The following is an 18,299-nucleotide window of genomic DNA, read 5'->3' on the forward strand; positions in this document are numbered from 1 at the left end:
TTATTTTTTAAATAAAATCCATACTGTCCATAATTGGACATCTTTCGTCCAAAACTGAACAAAAATGAAAAAGACAACTGCTTCAATATTAATCATAGATGATCAAGAAGACATCCTTTTTGCGTCAAAATTGTACCTAAAAAAGTATTTTGAGAATATTTATACGCTCAATAATCCAAAAAACATTGTCGAATTATTAGCAAAAAATACAATTGATGTCGTTTTGCTTGATATGAATTATCGGATTGGTTTTGAGGACGGAAGAGAAGGGTTGTATTTACTGAAAGAAATAAATGCGCTTTCGCCAAAAACGGTAGTTATTTTAATGACAGCTTTTGGTAAAGTAGAAACAGCAGTTGAAGGATTAAAGTCTGGAGCTTTTGATTATATATTAAAGCCTTGGGAGAATAAGAAACTACTAGAATCTGTAAAGCAAGCTGTTGATAAAAGCCGTAAAAACCAAAGAAAGGTTAAGGATATTGAGGTTAATGATGACTTTTTTGTAGGCCATTCAGAAATTATAAAAAAAGCATATTCGTTGGCGGATAAAGTAGCTAAAACAGATGCTAATGTTTTGATACTTGGAGAAAACGGAACAGGTAAATTTGTTCTAGCACATCATATTTATAGTCAATCAGAAAGAAAAAACGCTCCCTTTGTGGCTGTTGACTTAGGATCTCTAAATTCTAATATTTTTGAGAGTGAATTATTTGGTTATGCAAAAGGTGCTTTTACTGATGCAAAAACAGATACTCCAGGACGTTTTGAAATGGCTCAAAACGGAACTATATTTTTGGATGAAATAGGAAATGTCCCTTTGCATCTACAATCTAAGCTGTTGCAGGTTATTCAAACAAAAACAGTAACCAGATTGGGAGAAACAAAAGCCAGGCCACTTAATGTACGGATTATCACTGCGACAAACTTAAATCTAAAACTAGAGGTAGAAGATAAAAACTTTAGGGAAGATTTGTATTATCGTATCAATACAATGGAAATAGTTTTGCCGCCTTTACGAGAACGCAACGAAGATAAAATTCCTCTAGCTGAATACCTGTTGGAAAAGATGAGTCGAAAATACGGAAGAGAAGCAGTTGTTTTTGATAAGAAAGTATTTGAGCAAATCGAGCGACATGCATGGAAAGGTAATATCCGTGAAATGGAGAATAAAATAGAACGAGCAATTATCCTTTGTGAAAACAATCGCATTACGGTTTCAGATTTGGATCTGGAGCACATAACAGTATATGATGAAAATGCAGATGATATTCAGCTATCAACAGTAGAGAAGGCCACAGTTGAAAAAGCATTGCTTAAAAATAATAATAACATTAGTAAAACAGCCGAAGAATTAGGGCTATCAAGAGGATCTTTATATCGACGTTTAGAGAAATATAACATTAGCATTAACTAATATGTTCAAATCATTTAAAATATACAATCTCCTTTTCTTAAGGTTAATCATCATATTGGCTGCAATTGAGATTACCATTTTGGTTTTTAAAAAGGAGTTGCTTTTTACTGCTATATTTAGTTTGTTTATTGTTTTCTTACTGATTCGTGAAATGTATTTTTATGTCAAAAATTTTGTTTTGCTTTATAATAAAACCATCGCATCGATAGTGCAGGATGATTTTTCTTCGGATTTTTCTAAGCATAGATTTAATAAGAATTATGATGATTTGTTTGATTTATATGATACACTAAAGACGAAACAAAAAGAAGAAGTTTCGCGAGATATTGTTTACCGTTCTATATTGAATAATATCGAAATGGGAATTTTTATTTTGCAAAAGGAAGGAGATGACTGGAATATTTTTTTGATGAATGATTATTTCTCTAAATATTTTGATGTTCCAAAAATTACTAAATGGAAGTATTTAAAAAACCATTTGCCAGCTTTATGTGACGTTATTGAAGAACAGGGTTTTCAGGAAGTCAAAACGGCGATAGAAATACGAGTAAATCAAGAGAATGTCCAAACATTTGTCATGCAGACATCTAGAACAGAGATTTGTGATTTAGATTATTTTATCGTTTTGCTAGATTCGATTCAAAATGTAGTTGAGAAAAAAGAGAAAGAAGCTTGGGTAAATTTAATGAAAGTAATCTCCCATGAGCTTTTAAATTCGATAACGCCAATTCGTTCGATTTCTCAAAATCTTCAAGAATTGGTAGAGCAAGATTCTATTTCTTCAGATGATTTAGAAGATATCAAAAATGGAGTAGGAACGATGTTGAGGAGGAGCGATCTTCTGCAGAAATTTGTAGAAGGATATCGTAAATTAGCCATGCTGCCTTCACCACAAAAAGAAAAAATCGATTTATTGCTGCTTATAGAATATTGTCTTCAAATTATGAATCCATTATTCAAAGAAAAAGGAATTGAAGTCATAAATACAATAGCTTTTAAGTATTGGTTGTTTGTTGATCAGCAACAAATAGAACAAGTACTGATTAATCTTTTGACCAATAGTATGCATGCTCTAGAAAATACTGAAAGCAAACAGATTTTAATTGTAGCTGAAATTAAAGAAAATAGGATTTTTATAAAGATTACAGATAATGGAAGCGGAATCGATGAAGAAATAGAAAACAAAGTATTTTTGCCTTTTTTTACCACACGAAAAGAAGGAGCGGGAATTGGGTTAACACTCTCCAAAAGCATTATCGAGGCTCATGGTGGTTATCTAGATTTTAAAGATCAAGACGGAAAAACCACTTTTGTGATTTGTTTGGTTGAAGGTTAAAGTTAAAAGATTAGGTGAAATTATAATTGATTTGAATATGATTATCAGAGAAGCAAAAATTGAGGATATAAAGCAAATTCAAGTAGTAAGAAATTCGGTAAAAGAAAATACGTTGTCTGATCCTAGATTGGTAACAGATAAAGATTGCGAGGATTTTATAATAACAAGAGGAAAAGGATGGGTTTGTGAAATTAATAATGAACTTGTTGGTTTTTCGATTGTAGATATGAATGACAATAATATTTGGGCATTATTTTTAAAACCAGAGTTTGAAAAAAGGGGAATTGGAAAACAGCTTCATGATATTATGCTTGACTGGTATTTTGAGCAAACAAAGGTTAGTGTTTGGCTAGGAACTTCTCCAAAAACAAGAGCTGAGTTATTTTATAGAAAAATGGGTTGGACAGAAATAGGTAAACATGGCAAGGGTGAAATTAAGTTTGAAATGACTTATGAAGCTTGGATGAAATAAAAGAGCAGACAAAAAAAACTCCTTAATTTCTTAAGGAGTTTTTTGGTGGGCGATGAGGGGTTCGAACCCCCGACCCCCTCGGTGTAAACGAGGTGCTCTGAACCAGCTGAGCTAATCGCCCTATTTTATTAGGTTGCTATCATTTTCTGATTGCGAGTGCAAATATAAGATTGTTTTCTGGATATCCTAAGCTTTTTTTTATTTAGATAAGAAGAATTTTTGATTTGTGTTTGCAATGATTTGATACATAGTGTTGTTTTAATTAAATATAAGGACAGAAAAATAATTTGGTTGCCTATTTGTAGTTCTATTCGTATAAGTAGCTTGAATGAAATCTCTGTAGGGTAGTGGTAAGAATATGCTTTTGTTTTAATTTGTATAATTTGACGATTGGTATTGTAATTTAAATTTTTTAGTTATTTTAGTAAAAAATGAAATTGGAGATATTACATAAATCTACGTCTAGTTATTTCAGCTCAAATAAATAATGGAAAATTAAAATATTAAATGAAAGTAAAAACCTTAAGCACTTCGTTTTTAGTGTTATCGTATGCAGTTTTTATATTAGTACAAATACTTATTTCGGTAGTTGTAAGATTTGAATTTTCATATTTTGGCATGTTGGTTTTTCATTTTATTTCTGTTTTTTTATTAGGATATATATCTACAGGGACATTAGTTGTTGATTTTCAAAATGAAAAAGACATAATTGTAATTGAGTGGGAAAAGAAGCCTGTGTATACGAGAATAGAAAATCAAACAATTAATTTGTCTGAAATTAAAAGTTGGAAAGTGTATGATGGGCGAGTTGCTGATAGATTAAAAATATACTTTAATAACAATAAATCTTTAACTATAGATTTTAATAATTTAACCGACTTTGGGGAAAACTCGAGAAAAATGGATAAATTATTAAATGTTTTAAGAGTTAAAAAAGGTTGATGGGTGAAATGTTATTTCTAGTCGTCTTTACTTTTGAAGTCTGTGGTAGTTTTTCCGTCATAACGATATACTCCCTTCATAGATCCAAACCAAATATTTCCATCACGAGTTTCTAAAATGCCAAAAAGGCCATTTCCTCCTGACTTAATTTCGGTTACAGTAGGCTTTTTGTTGGACAAGGAATTTCCGTCATAGCGTAAAAGTGCCCAAACTTGGCTATTATTTCTTTGTGAATTAGTCCAAATATTACCTTTTCTATCTTCGATTATATGACCGACAAAATTCTGTGTGAAATTAGTATACACTTTACTGTCATAGCGCCAAAGGCCATCAGGTCCACCAAGCCAGATATTACCTTTTTTATCTTCCATTATAGAACGAACATTTTTAAAGGGTTTGTCGTTATGGGCGAAAACAGAAAATATTTTTCCATCATACACAAAGGTGTTGCCTCTTGTAGCAAACCAAAAATTACCCTTTTTGTCTTCAATAATAGAATTAACCTCATAAGGACGTCTGTTTGGGAAAGTTTTTCCTGTTTGATCCTCGTTCATCTCATTTCCATCTATGATATAATTTCGAAAAGACTTTCCATCGTAACTACTTGCTCCTCCAGAAACACCGAACCAGATGTTGTCCTTTTTGTCTTCATAAATACTTGTTACTTCATTATTAAGGAGTCCTTCTTTAGTTGAGAAATTCTGAAAAGATTTACCATCATAATAATAAGCACCTGAGCCAATAGTGCCAAGCCAAAAGTTACCTTTTTTATCTTCTAAAATTGAAAAAAAGCGGAAAGGGATTGCTTTGCTTGTTATGTTGGTAAAAGAGTTCCCATCGTAACGGAAAACACCAGTAAACGATGCAATCCAAATATTGCCTTTTCTGTCTTGTATGATATTCCGAGATATCCATGGAGGGCCATCGGAGGTAATTACGCCATTGGTTTCGGAGTTGATAATTATTTTTTCTCCCTCGATTCGTTTTTGTTGACAGGAGGTGAGAAGAAAAAGTATTAATAGCAAAGAGTAAATCTGTGAGTATTTCTTCATTGTGTTTTGTATTAGCTCAGATTTTATGCTAATATAAAATAATTTCTACAGTTCTACAGGTTTTGGTATTGACGCTTAATAAGAGCTTTAAAAACAAAAAACCTGCGAATCCTAGGATTTGCAGGTTTTGCTACTTTTTTGAGGGTTTTTTGTAAAGAATGAAAAAGTGATCTTTTACTTCTTTTGCCCTTTTTGTGGGGAGAGCAGGATTCGAACCTGCGAAGTTCTCACAGCAGATTTACAGTCTGCCCTCGTTGGCCGCTTGAGTATCTCCCCGATACTCGGTAAAGTATAAAAAAACTCCTTAATTACTTAAGGAGTTTTGTGGGCGATGAGGGGTTCGAACCCCCGACCCCCTCGGTGTAAACGAGGTGCTCTGAACCAGCTGAGCTAATCGCCCTATTTTACTAGGTTGCTATCATTTTGTGATTGCGAGTGCAAATATAAGACTGTTTTCTGTATCTCCAAAGCTTTTTTAAATAAAATGTAAAATTAATTTTTAGCTTGTTGATTTTTAGTTATTTGTACTACTTGGTTTTTGCATTAAAAATCAAGTAGTACAAGTTTTGTTGTCTTTTGAATCTAATTTGTTTGGCCTTTTTTATTTCTCTTCACTAGATAAAGGTAGTTCGGCTACTACAAATGTGCTTCCGCCTACATAAATGAAATCATTTTTTGTTGTGTTTTTTTTAGCAGCAACAAAAGCATCAGAAACAGAATTGTACGTTTCACCAATTAATCCATGTTTTTTTGCGTTTTCTTGTAAAATAGAAGTAGCTAAACCACGAGAAGAATTAGGGCTACAGAAATAGTACTGCGCTTTTTTTGGGAATAGAGGTAGAATAGAATCTAAATCTTTATCGTTTACAACCCCCAGGACAATATGCAAGTTCTCGAAAGTTTCTTTTTTTATTTGGTTCATGACAATTGCCAGGCCATGTTTGTTATGGGCAGTATCACAAATGATTTTTGGATTCTCACCAAGTTGTTGCCATCTACCTTGTAAACCAGTGTTTTTTGTAACTTTTAATAAACCCGTTTTAAGGTTTTCATCAGTAACTTTAAATTCATTTTGAGAATTTAAAATATGAATTGTTTGCTGTACCGTCTTTTTATTATGCTGTTGGTAATCTCCTAATAAGTCCGAAGGATAAACCTCGGTAATCATATCGGAAGCAAAATAAATAGGTGCATTGTTTTCTTTAGCTTTGGCTAAAAAAACAGGCTGTGTCTCTGGAGTATATTCTCCAATTACTACAGGAGAGTTTGGTTTAATTATTCCCGCCTTTTCACCTGCAATTGCGGTAGGGGTATTTCCTAGAAATTGAGTGTGATCTAAATCTATATTGGTAATCACCGAAATTAGCGGTTTGATAATATTGGTAGCGTCTAATCTTCCGCCTAAGCCAACTTCAATAATAGCGATATCTACTTTTTGATTAGCAAAATAATCAAACGCCAAACCAACCGACATTTCGAAAAAACTCATATCATTAGATTCGAAAAAAGTTTTGTGTTTGCTTATAAACTCACAGACAAAATCTTCTGAAATTTCTTCACCGTTAATTTTAATGCGTTCTCGAAAGTCTTTTAAATGCGGCGAAGTATATAATCCAACTTTATAACCAGCTTCCTGTAAAATCGAAGCAAGCATATGTGAGGTTGAGCCTTTACCATTTGTTCCGCCAACATGAATACATTTTAATTGATTTTCAGGATTATCAAGATGAGAAGCCAGTAGCTTAATGTTGGTTAGATCTTCTTTATAAGCTGAAGCCCCCTGTAATTGATACATCGGGAGTTGATTAAACATCCAGTTTGTAGTTTCTTGATAGTTCATTTATTTCTTGTAAAATAGTTGCTGATTGAAATAATTTTCGTTTTTTTTAGTTTAATATAACAACGAAAAGTATCTTTATTGCAAAATTGGAATATTTTTTAGAATTAATTATTAAAAACAAGAATTAATATATGTTTAGCTTCATTCAATTACAAGCGGATACCATTGCAAACGCCGCATCTAACGTAGTTATCGAAAAAATTGCACCTAATACAGAGATTTCTGTTTTAGGATTTATTTTAAAAGGAGGGGTCTTCCTTATTCCAATTGCCATCTTATTGTTTTATACTTTTTACATAATAATCGAACGTTATTTATATATAAGTAAAGCTTCTAAAATTGATAATAGATTAATGATGGATGTTAGTGTGAATCTGAATTCTGGTAATTTAGATATGGCTAGAAGTATTGTTGAGAGAAGTGATACTGCAGCAGGTAATATTCTTAAGGAAGGTGTTCTTGTTATAGGTAGGCCAATTGCCGAAATTGAATCGAATATGGATCGTGCAGCCGATATTGAAATAGGGGAGATGGAAAGACGTCTTGGGCATTTAGGTCTTATTGCAGGTATTGCGCCAACTTTAGGTTTTATTGGAACTATTTCAGGGGTTATTAAAATATTTTATAGTATTTCTGTTACTGAGAATATTAGTATTGGTAATATTTCTGGAGGTTTATATGAAAAAATGATTAGTAGTGGTTCAGGATTAATTGTAGGTATTATTGCTTATAGTGCTTACCACCTTTTGAATGGTAAAATTGATGATTTTGCATTGAAAATTCAGAAACAAATACTAGAATTTGTAAATATCATTCAAAGATCATAAGCTATGTCTATTAAAAGAAAAAGAAGATTTCATGCCGAGGTGGCAACTTCATCGCTAAGTGACATTATGTTTTTCTTGCTTTTGTTTTTCTTGATTATATCGACATTGGCAAATCCTAATGTTATAAAAATGACATTACCAAAAGCCAAAGCAAACGAAAAAACAAACAAACAATTTATAAGTTTATCGGTTACAGAAGATAAAAAATTCTTTATCGATAAACAGCCTGTAGATTTTGAAGAGTTAGAAGCAACATTAATGTCAAAATTAGGAACAGATAAAGAGCAAACAGTAGTAGTAAGGATTCCGTTTAATCTTCAAGTACAAGACTTGGTAGATGTGCTTCAAATAGGAGTAAGGAATAATCTTAAGTTTGTTATTGCAACAAGTCCTAAGTAATAAAAAAGTTAAGACTATAAATAAAAAAGGCTTTCAGATTTTTTACACTGAAAGCCTTTTTTATTGTTCTTAATTCAAATCGAAATTGTAGATGATCTTACCTACTTGCTTTTCGGGAGCATCGCTACTTGCGGCCCATTTTGTATTCATTGCAGCTATTTTGGCTTGATCTAGTAAGCATTTTGCGGTATTTGTAGTTCCTTTAATTCCTGCAATTGCACTTATCGTTCTTCCGTTTCTGTCTACAGAAACTTCTACAACTACTCTTCCAACTTCATTGCAAGTATAGTTTGGAGCAGGTTTAGATAATGCTTTTCTGTTTCCAAGAGAATACCCTGATCCACCACCAGAGCCACTTCCTGAGCCGTATCCGCTTCCTGTTCCTATACCATTACCAGTTCCGTTTCCGCCACCAGTTCCACCGCCAGAACCGCCAGTTCCGTAATAACCATTAGAATTCAAGTTTCCGTTTGATTTTCCTTTGTTTCCTGCAACTTTATCATCTCCATCACCACCTTTATTTGAGCCTTTTAAAATACTCGATAAAGCATCATTAGTAGTGTTTGAAACTTTTGGTTTTTCAACTACAGGCTTTGGGTCAGGTTTTGTAACTGTTATTGGCTTTTTAGTTTTCTCTTTTTCAGGAATTACAACACTCTCTTCTGTTGAGTTTTCTTGTGATAGTATGGCTTCTTCGGGAGTTGATTTTACAGGAGTTTGTTTAGCATGGTTTTTTACGTCCAAAACTTCACTTTTGTAATTTGCACCTGAGCCCAAATCGCTATCGCCAAAGTTTACAGTAACGCCACCGCCACCTCCGCCTCCAGCTAGTTCGTTTATACCATTTGCAGGTGGCCAAAAACGAATGAAGAATAAAAGCAGTATGATTAGTCCATACAAAAGCACAGTAACGATGATTGATTTCTTTCTATCAGAACCAGGAGCATTTACAAACGTGTCGCTAGCTTTGCCTAGTAATCTAGATATTAGGCCAGTAGGGATTGCCATATTTTTATAAAATTAGTTTTAAATTTAAACGTTTAAAAGTACTAAAAATTGTTTACAATCAAAGGCTGGTACGGATTTTATGAAATGCTGGTTTTAGTATTTGTTTCTTGTATGCAGATTTGTATTGTGTCAATTCAAATACCTAATGGAATAGATATTATTGGTTCGATCTGGGAGTAAAGAACAAAAAAAACGGATCAAACAGGTAAAATACAAGTTTGATCCGTTTAGGATAAAGTATAAAAAAATTATACTAATTGTTTCAGTGCTATTTCAAATGCAGTTGCACTGATATTTGTTTTTGATTGGTTTAAAGCATGCGCTTTAACAATTGCATTTTTTATAATTTCTGAAGTATCATTAAAAATAGCTTCATCGGTCATTTGTACTTTCTTTTCCATGAAGTAAGCAAAAACACGTGCCATTCCACAGTTTGAAATAAAGTCAGGAATTAAACTCACTTTACTGTCAACTTGTTCCATTATAGAGCCAAAGAAAATTTCTTTGTCAGCAAAAGGTACATTTGCACCACAAGAAATTACTTCTAGACCATTAGTAATTAAAGCATCAATTTGATTTTGAGTTACCAATCTAGAAGCTGCACAAGGAGTGAAAATTTCAGCTCCAATTGTCCATATTTTTTCATTTATTTCTTCAAATGGAATCATATTATCAGCAACAAGTTTATTACCATCTTTGGCTAAAAATAATGCTTTGATTTCATCAAAAGAAAAACCTTCTTCTTTAATTAATCCGCCATCTCTATCGATAATTCCAATTACTTTAACTCCCATGTCTGCCAAATAAAAAGCAGCAGCAGATCCTACATTTCCGAATCCTTGTACGATAGCTTTTTTACCTTTTACCTCACCACCATAAGTAGCGTAAAAATGACGTACAGCTTGGGCAACACCAAAACCTGTAATCATATCAGCAACTGTATATTTTCTTGTTACATCAGGGGAGAATTTTGGATTTTCGATTACTTTGATAACTCCCTGACGCAATTGACCAATTCTGTTGATTTTATCTGCTTCAGTAGGTTTAAAGTGACCGTTAAAAACCCCTTCTTGCGGATGCCAAACACCACATTCTTCGGTCATTGGAATCACTTCGTGAATTTCATCAACATTTAAATCACCACCAGTTCCATAATAACTTTTTAGTAATGGAGAAACTGCTTTATACCAACGTTGTAAAACCCCTTTTTTTCTAGGATCATTTGGATCAAAATTGATACCAGATTTAGCACCGCCAATCGCAGGTCCAGAAACTGAAAATTTTACTTCCATTGTTTTTGCCAATGATAAAACTTCGTTTACATCTAAACCTTTTCGCATTCGAGTACCCCCACCAGCGGCTCCACCTCGAAGGGAATTAATTACTGTCCATCCTTCGGCTTCGGTTTCAGAATCTTTCCAGTTGAATACGATCTCAGGTTCCTTATTTTCAAATTTCTTTAATAAATCTTTCATTTTACTGCGATTAGTTTAATTTAGACAAATATAAAAAATAGGTTAATGCGAAATGTGTATTGTGAAAAAAAAATCGATTGCTTCACATAATGATGTTTTTTTAACCAAATTAGCTAAAAATTGTTATTTGCCTAATAATTGATTTTTTAATTTTTCATCAGCTGGTTTGTCTGCTAACCAGATACCAAAAAGAGCTTTCTTGAAATCTGTTCCTTCAATTTTTCCTTTTAAATTATTGTTTTTATATACCCAGATTGAAGCATCATAAGGTGAATATATAAGTTTAAAAACATCTTTTTTGGTTATGTTTTCGCTTAAGTAGCTTTTAAATTTTTCAATTCGAGGTAGCAATGATTGTAAATTATCTCCAGCAGTTTTTCGGAAACTATCATCCATTGCTTTTGTTAGCTTTTTAGAAGATACCATTGAAGAGGTGATTTCAATTCTAATTGCCATTTCAGTATCACTATCAAGAATAAACTTTGCGTCTTGACTTAATTGCGATAGATATAATGCCTGTACATATAAATCTGACCACATTGCTGTTCTTCCGCCTGCACCATTTAATGATAAAGTTTTGTTCTGAAATTCTATTGTTCTTGGAACCATTACACCTTCAATATTAAAAATTTTCTGAGCCGAAACGGTCGAAAATTGCAAAGTCATTATTATTGTAAGTGATAGAAATAAAGTTTTCATTAGTATTGTAATTTAAATTTTTCGCAAAAATACTTCTTATTTCTTTATTTTCTGGTTAAATAAGAAGTCTTTTTCCTTAAATACTTTATTAAACGTGCTTTAATTGAAAGTTAACACTTGAAAATATTACAATATTTATTTACCTAATAATTGATTTTTTAATTTTACATCAGCAGGTTTATCAGATAACCAAATTCCGAAAAGTGCTTTTTTGAAATCTTTTCCTTTAATCTTTCCTTTTAGAATATTGTTTTTATAAACCCAGACAGCAGGATCTACTGGAGAATAAATAAATTTAAAAACATCCTTTTGTTTTATTTCACCAGCTAGTAAATTAGTAAACCGTTCTAATCTTGGTCTTATGAGTTCGATATTATTTCCAGCAGATTTTTCGAAACGTTCGTATATAAGTTTTGTAAGTTTACTTGCTGGTTCAATTGTGGAAGTAATACTAATACGAATAGCCATTTCAGTGTCACTTTGCCTGATATAATCAGCATCTTGAGTTAATTGCGATAAGTATAATGATTGAACACATGAGTTTAACCATAATTTAGACCTGTTGCCACCACCATTTAATGATAAGGTTTTGTTCTGAAACTGAATCGTCCTTGGTAAAACAACTCCATCAACAGTAAAAGTTTTTTGTGCAGAAACATTGGTGAATTGTAAAGTTGAAATTACTGTCAATAGCATTAAAAATTTTTTCATCTTTTTGTAAATTTTGTGATTTTTACAAAAATACCCCTAATTTCTATATTCCATGGGTGATTAAGCTGTCTTTTTGATAAAAGTGACTTATTTAAGAATGTTTTTTGTTTTAGTTAAAGTTCATATTATTAGTTGGTTAGTTTTTTTAGATTATTGTTAAGTGAGGTTTTTTAGCCTCGGTTATTTAATTTATTGAACCCTTTTAATTTTCCATTTTAAGATATAACTCCTAAATGGGATAGTTGTGTTTTTTTGTTGTAATTATCTTGTTTTCAGTGTGTAATGTTGTTGGTTTTAGCGAATAAAACTGAAAAATTATTAGAAGTTTATAAGGAGTCATGTATTGCTATATTTGAAATAAGCTGCTTTTTTTGTGTTTGTGTATGTGATATGTCAAATCTACTTTAATTATTCTGTAATTAACTATTTATTTGTAAAATAAAAGCTACTAAATTTAATTTAACCTAATATGTTTTATCTTACAAATTTGAATTATGATTTTTTTTAGGATACTTTTAGATAAAATAATAAATCATTTGCTCTTGCTAAATGTTTTTGATTGTAATATATAAAGACACAATTTTTGAGTAATTAGACTTGTAATTTTGTTATAATAGAATCTTATTAGATTGATGTTTGTTTTGTCAGAAAGTGAGGATTATTTTCCTAATAATTGATTTTTTAATTTTTTATCAGCAGCTTCGTCAGATAGCCAAATTCCGAAAAAGGCTTTTTTGAAATGAGTCCCTTGAATTTCCCCTATTAATACATCGTTTTTATAGACAAATATAGTAGGATCAATAGGAGAGTAAATAAATTTAAAAACATCTTTTTGTCTCATTTCCCCACTAAGTATATTATCTAATTCTTCTAGTCTCGATCTCAAGAGTTCAAGATTATTTCCAGCAGATTTTTTAAAATGGTCATATATTAGTTTTGTTAATTTGGTTGAAGGTGATATCGTAGAGGTTATATCTATGCGGATTGCCATTTCAATATCACCATCTATAATATATTCAGGATCTTGAGTCAACTGTGATAAATACAATGATTGTACACATGATCCTAACCAGATTTTTGATTTTCCACCAGCACCATTCAATGATAAAGTTGTATTCTTAAATTGGATTGTTCTTGGTAGTACAACACTCTCTACGGTAAAAGTTTTTTGTGCGGAAATAGTTGCGAATTGCAAAGTAGAAATTAGTATAAGTAACGTTAAATTTTTTTTCATATTTTGTAATTTATCTTATTTCTTACAAAAATATGTTTAATTGTGTGTTTTTATGTGAATATACTTATTTTTAACTCAAATATCTTAACCTTTATAGAATTTTTAGTTTTGTTTAACTTACCAGTAATCAGTGTTTTATATAATTGTTGTTTTGCTAGTGAGAAGTTACTTTTTCTATATCATTTTTTTATTTAAATTTTTTTGTTTTGTAGATTGTGCATTAGAATATTGTTTTTTTTAGAATTAATATTCTTATTATCAGTAGTTAATGTACGGATTTAGATTTTTATCGTTAAATGAGTTTGTATTTAGGATTACTCTTTTAGCCATAAAAAAAGCTTCGCTAATAGGTAGCGAAGCCAGTTTTATTTTTGAACTTGGGTATATTTAAATTTAACAAATAATTTGTAATAAAAAAAATACGAAAAAAATATTTAATTGTTATTTTGTCTTACAAATATGGTTTTTGTCTTTTTGGAAATAATTTTAGATTAAAAATTAAAGCTGGTTAGTATAATTATTTTAGTTAGTATGTCTTAGAAAAATTTTCTTTACTGTTCTTTTTCTATTACAATATTGTTCAATAATTTGTTTGATATTTTAAACTAGATAGTATTGAAAATTATTTTCCTAATAATTGATTTTTCAATTTTTCATCAGCAGGTTTATCAGATAACCAAATTCCGAAGAGCGCTTTTTTGAAATCAAATCCTTCTACCTTTCCCTTTAAAATATCATTTTTGAATACCCATACAGACGAATCAATTGGAGAATATATAAGTTTAAAAACATCCTTTTGTGTTATTTCGTCACTTAAGTAACTTTTAAATTGTTCGATTCTGGGACGTAATGCTTCTAAATTGTCTCCAGCTGATTTTTCGAAACCACTATTCATTGCCTTTGTTAATTTGTTAGACGATACCATTGATGAAGTAATTTCGATTCGAATAGCCATTTCGGTGTCACTATCAATAATAAATTGGGGATCTTGACTCAATTGGGATAAATATAAAGCTTGAACATATACTTCTAACCACATTTTTGATCTACCACCAGCACCATTTAATGATAAGGTTTTACTTTGAAATTGCATTGTTCTAGGTACTACAACACCATCAATATTAAAAGATTTTTGAGCTGTAACGCTTGAAAATGGTAACACTAAAATTACAATAAGTAATAGTAAATAATTTCTCATATTTATGTTATTTGTGCAGTTTTAGCAAAAATACTTTTATTTCCTGTCTTTTTTAAAAAAAAATAGTGTTTTTATTGAGAAAATCTCTTGTGTAAGAAAATGTCCATTTGAAAACTACCTATTTGGTTATTAGTGGCTTACTAATATTGGTGTTTTAGTAATATAATCCTTCAGATCTACTTCTGTCTTTCTCCAAACTTATATTTCTATAAAGTATTGAATCGTATTTTTACTAATTACTTTCGATATGTTGTTACGAGAAAAATCATATTATTAATAAATTCTAGATTGGTTATGAAGTGGAATTATCTAGAGTAGTCTTTTGTTATTTTTGAATTGATGTGATTTTTGAGTATTTTTATAGAAAGGACGTAGTTTTTTTATGCAAAAAATGGTTGTGTTTTAAGTATTTCGAAAGCTAATTTGGCGCGTATTAACGTAAAATTAATTATTACTGAAAAGTTGTTTTGAAGCAAAGTCCTTGATATTATTACGATAACGATATAGTGAGCTGTTTTCCTTACTCAAAAATGCTTGCCAATATTGAAAATTTCAGTATAAAAAATTACCTTTGAATATATTTTTTTAACAAAAAGCAACTTTTATTTTATAATACTATGGATTTTAATCTTACCGAAGAGCACTTAATGATACAACAAGCCGCTAGAGATTTTGCTCAAAACGAATTATTGCCAGGTGTGATAGAAAGAGACGAAAAGCAAATTTTCCCTACGGAACAAATAAAAAAAATGGGACAACTAGGATTCATGGGAATGATGGTAGATCCTAAATACGGAGGAAGTGGTTTAGATACGACTTCGTACGTAATTGCAATGGAAGAGATTTCGAAAGTTGATGCTTCGGCTTCTGTAGTTATGTCGGTAAATAATTCATTAGTTTGTTGGGGACTTCAAGCTTTTGGTACCGAAGAACAAAAACAAAAATATTTACCAGGATTAGCTTCGGGAGAAATTCACGGTGCTTTTTGCTTAAGCGAGCCAGAAGCAGGAAGTGATGCTACATCACAAAAGACTTCAGGAATTGATATGGGTGACCATTATTTGGTAAACGGTACAAAAAACTGGATTACTAATGGTAACACTGCTTCAGTATATATTGTAATTGTACAAACTCATGCAGAATTGAAGCATAAAGGAATAAATGCTTTAATCATGACTAAAGATATGCCAGGTTTCTCTGTTGGTCCTAAGGAGCAAAAAATGGGAATTCGTGGTTCAGATACGCATTCATTAATGTTTAGTGATGTAAAAGTGCCAAAAGAAAACAGAATCGGTGAAGATGGATTTGGATTTAAGTTTGCTATGAAAACCTTAGCAGGTGGAAGAATCGGAATAGCTTCTCAAGCATTAGGAATAGCTTCTGGAGCTTATGAATTAGCACTTAAATATTCAAAAGAGCGTAAAGCTTTTGGAACTGAAATTTGCAACCACCAAACAATCGCTTTTAAATTAGCAGATATGGCGGTAAATATTGAAGCAGCCCGTCATCTTTGTATGAAAGCAGCTTGGGATAAAGATCAACATAACAATTACGATGTAAGCGGTGCTATGGCTAAATTATTTGCTTCGCAAGTGGCAATGGATACTGCAGTAGAGGCTGTGCAAATTCATGGTGGAAACGGATACGTAAAAGAATATCATGTAGAACGTTTTATGCGTGATGCAAAAATTACTCAGATTTATGAAGGAACTTCAGAAATTCAAAAAATAGTAATTTCAAGAGCAGTTATTGCTGGATAATCTTTTAATTTAATTAAGATCAACGACCCTTTCGATAATATGACTTCGAAAGGGTTTTGTTTTTAAAATTTAAAATTAATTACATTTACAATCCTAGATTGGATATTATGTACGAAGATTTAAAATATTGGTATTTGCGTGATCACAAATTGTTCCGGACATTAAGTTATGGACAAATAAAACAATTGTGTATCATTACAGGTTTTAAAAAAGCAGAAAAAGGGGAGATTATTTATTTCTCTTCTTCTGATTTGCCTCGTATTTTCTTATTGAAGAAAGGAAATATCAAAATTGTTGCAGTTGATGAACAAGGAAATGAAACTATAAAAGATATTATTCAGAAAGGAGATCTGTTTGGTGAACTGACTTTAGAGACTGATAAGGAAGCAAATGAATATGCAAAAGTGCTTTCAGAAGATGTTTCTATTTGTAGTTTTTTAATGTCGGATTTTGAGGATTTATTATTGCGAAATCCGAGTTTAGCACTATCATATACAAAATTTGTTGGGCTGAAGATGAAACGTATCAAAAATAACTACTCCAACTTAATTTCTAAAGATGCCAGAACGAGATTGATTCAGTTCTTAAAAGATTGGGCTGAAAAAGAAGGAGTGAAGGCTGGAAACTTAGTAACAATCGAGAATTATTTAACTCAAAACGATATTGCACAAATTATCTGTACTTCAAGACAAACGGCAACTCAATTGATTAATGAATTAGAAACAAATAAGCTTTTAATTTACAATCGAAAAGAAATTATAATACAGGATATTACTAAATTATAATTATTTTATTAGAACTGTAATCTAGCCGACATTTTGGTTTGCAATACCGAAGTAGCTTTACATTATTAAAATGTAAGACTATGAAAAAAATAATTTGCATTGCTTTAGTGGCAATAAGCTCAATAATACATGCTCAAAGCATGATGCCCAAATTGGCAACGGATATTTCACCTTTATTAATAGGTGAAAAAATTCCAAATACTACTTTAAAATCATCAGAGAATAAAGATATTATTCTTTTAGATTTATTTAAAAAGAAGAAAACAATTTTAGTTTTCTATCGTGGCGGGTGGTGTCCTTACTGCAATGCTCATTTATCAGCTTTGGCTGAAGCCGAAAAACAACTATTGGATTTAGGATATCAAATTATCGCTATAAGTTCTGACTCGTCTAATAATTTAAAAATCACTGAAGAAAAAGATAAACTGAATTATTTGTTGCTTTCTGATAGCAAAGGAGAATTAGCAAAGGCAATGGGAATTGTTTTTGAAGCTCCAGAAAACTATAAATTAATTTTAAACGTACATTCTAATGGAGGTAATAAGTTATTCTTACCAGTACCTTCAGTCTTTATTTTAAATAAAGAAGGAGAGATTCAATTTGAATATATAGCACCAGATTTTAAACACCGCATATCTACTGAATTATTGGTTGCAGTTGCAAAAAACTTAAAATAAAGTAAGATGAAAAAGATAGTTGCAATAGTGTTTGTTTTAGTATCGATTACTATGTTTTCACAAAATGATGCGAAAAGAATTACTCAGTTTAATTTAGATAATAAAGTTGCTATACAAGGTTATGATCCTGTGGCTTATTTTAAGCAAAATAAAGCTATAAAAGGTAAAGATGATTTTAAAACATCTTATATGGGAGTTACTTATAAATTCTCATCGGCTACAAATAAAGATGTTTTTATCAAAAATCCTACGGTATTTGAACCACAATTTGGTGGATGGTGCGCTTTTGCAATGGGAGATTCGGGAGATAAGGTTAAAATAAATCCTGAAACGTTTAAAATCATTGATGAGAAACTCTATTTATTTTACAATGCTTTTTTTAATAATACTTTGAAAAGATGGAATGAAGATGAAATAAATTTAAAAGCAAAAGCAGAGAATAATTGGAAGAGGATATATAAATAATTAAG

At 31.2% G+C, this 18,299-nt stretch carries 18 protein-coding genes and 3 tRNA genes; 10 read left to right on the forward strand and 11 right to left on the reverse strand.

Going from position 1 to position 18,299, the window contains the following annotated elements; genetic code table 11:
• Positions 1 to 64 precede the first annotated feature (64 nt).
• Genes LPB87_RS03885 through LPB87_RS03895 form a run of 3 tightly spaced genes read left to right on the forward strand, consistent with a single transcriptional unit; the run spans position 65 to position 3,222 of the window.
• Complete coding sequence (locus tag LPB87_RS03885; protein ID WP_230605013.1) at positions 65 to 1,414, forward strand: sigma-54 dependent transcriptional regulator; 1,350 nt, start codon at positions 65 to 67, stop codon at positions 1,412 to 1,414.
• Between the two features lies 1 nt (position 1,415).
• A complete protein-coding gene (locus LPB87_RS03890; RefSeq protein WP_230605014.1) occupies positions 1,416 to 2,750 on the forward strand; it encodes a HAMP domain-containing sensor histidine kinase in 1,335 nt (444 codons plus the stop codon).
• A gap of 37 nt (positions 2,751 to 2,787) precedes the next feature.
• The gene (locus LPB87_RS03895) at positions 2,788 to 3,222 is read left to right on the forward strand and encodes a GNAT family N-acetyltransferase (RefSeq protein WP_230605015.1); all 435 of its coding nucleotides are present in this window, start codon (positions 2,788 to 2,790) and stop codon (positions 3,220 to 3,222) included.
• Between the two features lie 43 nt (positions 3,223 to 3,265).
• On the opposite strand, the gene LPB87_RS03900 is transcribed toward LPB87_RS03895, so the two are convergent.
• Positions 3,266 to 3,343: transfer RNA gene (locus tag LPB87_RS03900), tRNA-Val, on the reverse strand.
• Positions 3,344 to 3,729: 386 nt separating this feature from the next.
• Here LPB87_RS03900 and LPB87_RS03905 point away from each other — a divergent pair.
• The gene (locus LPB87_RS03905) at positions 3,730 to 4,164 is read left to right on the forward strand and encodes a hypothetical protein (RefSeq protein WP_230605016.1); all 435 of its coding nucleotides are present in this window, start codon (positions 3,730 to 3,732) and stop codon (positions 4,162 to 4,164) included.
• Between the two features lie 17 nt (positions 4,165 to 4,181).
• Here the strand turns inward: LPB87_RS03905 and LPB87_RS03910 are convergent, their stop codons facing one another.
• The 4 genes from LPB87_RS03910 to LPB87_RS03925 all read right to left on the reverse strand — a co-directional run bounded on the left by LPB87_RS03910 (position 4,182) and on the right by LPB87_RS03925 (position 7,056).
• Positions 4,182 to 5,216: a two-component regulator propeller domain-containing protein gene (locus LPB87_RS03910; RefSeq protein ID WP_230605017.1), complete on the reverse strand. Its 1,035-nt coding sequence runs from the start codon at positions 5,214 to 5,216 to the stop codon at positions 4,182 to 4,184.
• Positions 5,217 to 5,411: 195 nt separating this feature from the next.
• Positions 5,412 to 5,492: transfer RNA gene (locus LPB87_RS03915), tRNA-Tyr, on the reverse strand.
• 49 nt (positions 5,493 to 5,541) lie between these two features.
• Positions 5,542 to 5,616: transfer RNA gene (locus tag LPB87_RS03920), tRNA-Val, on the reverse strand.
• Positions 5,617 to 5,817: 201 nt separating this feature from the next.
• Positions 5,818 to 7,056, reverse strand: a complete 1,239-nt coding sequence (locus LPB87_RS03925) for a folylpolyglutamate synthase/dihydrofolate synthase family protein (RefSeq protein ID WP_230605018.1) — start codon at positions 7,054 to 7,056, stop codon at positions 5,818 to 5,820.
• A gap of 131 nt (positions 7,057 to 7,187) precedes the next feature.
• Between LPB87_RS03925 and LPB87_RS03930 the strand changes: the two genes are divergently transcribed.
• Positions 7,188 to 7,883, forward strand: coding sequence for a MotA/TolQ/ExbB proton channel family protein (locus LPB87_RS03930; protein ID WP_129539853.1), 696 nt, complete (start codon positions 7,188 to 7,190; stop codon positions 7,881 to 7,883).
• Between the two features lie 3 nt (positions 7,884 to 7,886).
• Positions 7,887 to 8,282 carry a biopolymer transporter ExbD gene (locus tag LPB87_RS03935; protein ID WP_129539852.1) on the forward strand — a complete coding sequence of 132 codons (396 nt, stop codon included), beginning with the start codon at positions 7,887 to 7,889 and terminating at the stop codon, positions 8,280 to 8,282.
• Between the two features lie 69 nt (positions 8,283 to 8,351).
• On the opposite strand, the gene LPB87_RS03940 is transcribed toward LPB87_RS03935, so the two are convergent.
• The 6 genes from LPB87_RS03940 to LPB87_RS03965 all read right to left on the reverse strand — a co-directional run bounded on the left by LPB87_RS03940 (position 8,352) and on the right by LPB87_RS03965 (position 14,607).
• A complete protein-coding gene (locus LPB87_RS03940) occupies positions 8,352 to 9,290 on the reverse strand; it encodes an energy transducer TonB (RefSeq protein WP_230605019.1) in 939 nt (312 codons plus the stop codon).
• Between the two features lie 248 nt (positions 9,291 to 9,538).
• Positions 9,539 to 10,765, reverse strand: coding sequence for a Glu/Leu/Phe/Val dehydrogenase dimerization domain-containing protein (locus LPB87_RS03945; RefSeq protein WP_129539851.1), 1,227 nt, complete (start codon positions 10,763 to 10,765; stop codon positions 9,539 to 9,541).
• A gap of 123 nt (positions 10,766 to 10,888) precedes the next feature.
• A complete protein-coding gene (locus LPB87_RS03950; RefSeq protein WP_129539850.1) occupies positions 10,889 to 11,464 on the reverse strand; it encodes a chalcone isomerase family protein in 576 nt (191 codons plus the stop codon).
• A 135-nt stretch (positions 11,465 to 11,599) separates the two neighbouring features.
• Positions 11,600 to 12,175 carry a chalcone isomerase family protein gene (locus tag LPB87_RS03955; RefSeq protein ID WP_230605020.1) on the reverse strand — a complete coding sequence of 192 codons (576 nt, stop codon included), beginning with the start codon at positions 12,173 to 12,175 and terminating at the stop codon, positions 11,600 to 11,602.
• 658 nt (positions 12,176 to 12,833) lie between these two features.
• Positions 12,834 to 13,409 (reverse strand): chalcone isomerase family protein, encoded by a 576-nt coding sequence (locus LPB87_RS03960; protein WP_230605021.1) that lies wholly within the window; start codon positions 13,407 to 13,409, stop codon positions 12,834 to 12,836.
• Between the two features lie 622 nt (positions 13,410 to 14,031).
• Complete coding sequence (locus LPB87_RS03965) at positions 14,032 to 14,607, reverse strand: chalcone isomerase family protein (RefSeq protein ID WP_129539847.1); 576 nt, start codon at positions 14,605 to 14,607, stop codon at positions 14,032 to 14,034.
• 617 nt (positions 14,608 to 15,224) lie between these two features.
• On the opposite strand from LPB87_RS03965, the gene LPB87_RS03970 reads away from it, so the two are divergent.
• The 4 genes from LPB87_RS03970 (at position 15,225) to LPB87_RS03985 (ending at position 18,294) form a co-directional block, all read left to right on the forward strand.
• Positions 15,225 to 16,367, forward strand: a complete 1,143-nt coding sequence (locus LPB87_RS03970; RefSeq protein ID WP_230605022.1) for an acyl-CoA dehydrogenase family protein — start codon at positions 15,225 to 15,227, stop codon at positions 16,365 to 16,367.
• Between the two features lie 107 nt (positions 16,368 to 16,474).
• Positions 16,475 to 17,152 (forward strand): Crp/Fnr family transcriptional regulator, encoded by a 678-nt coding sequence (locus tag LPB87_RS03975; RefSeq protein WP_129539845.1) that lies wholly within the window; start codon positions 16,475 to 16,477, stop codon positions 17,150 to 17,152.
• Positions 17,153 to 17,232: 80 nt separating this feature from the next.
• The gene (locus LPB87_RS03980) at positions 17,233 to 17,829 is read left to right on the forward strand and encodes a peroxiredoxin-like family protein (RefSeq protein ID WP_129539844.1); all 597 of its coding nucleotides are present in this window, start codon (positions 17,233 to 17,235) and stop codon (positions 17,827 to 17,829) included.
• Positions 17,830 to 17,835: 6 nt separating this feature from the next.
• Entirely contained in the window at positions 17,836 to 18,294 is a 459-nt protein-coding gene (locus tag LPB87_RS03985) for a YHS domain-containing (seleno)protein (RefSeq protein WP_129539843.1), read from the forward strand.
• Positions 18,295 to 18,299: the final 5 nt, after the last annotated feature.

It is taken from the genome of Flavobacterium sp. EDS (assembly GCF_020991525.1).
Classification (GTDB): Bacteria; Bacteroidota; Bacteroidia; order Flavobacteriales; family Flavobacteriaceae; genus Flavobacterium.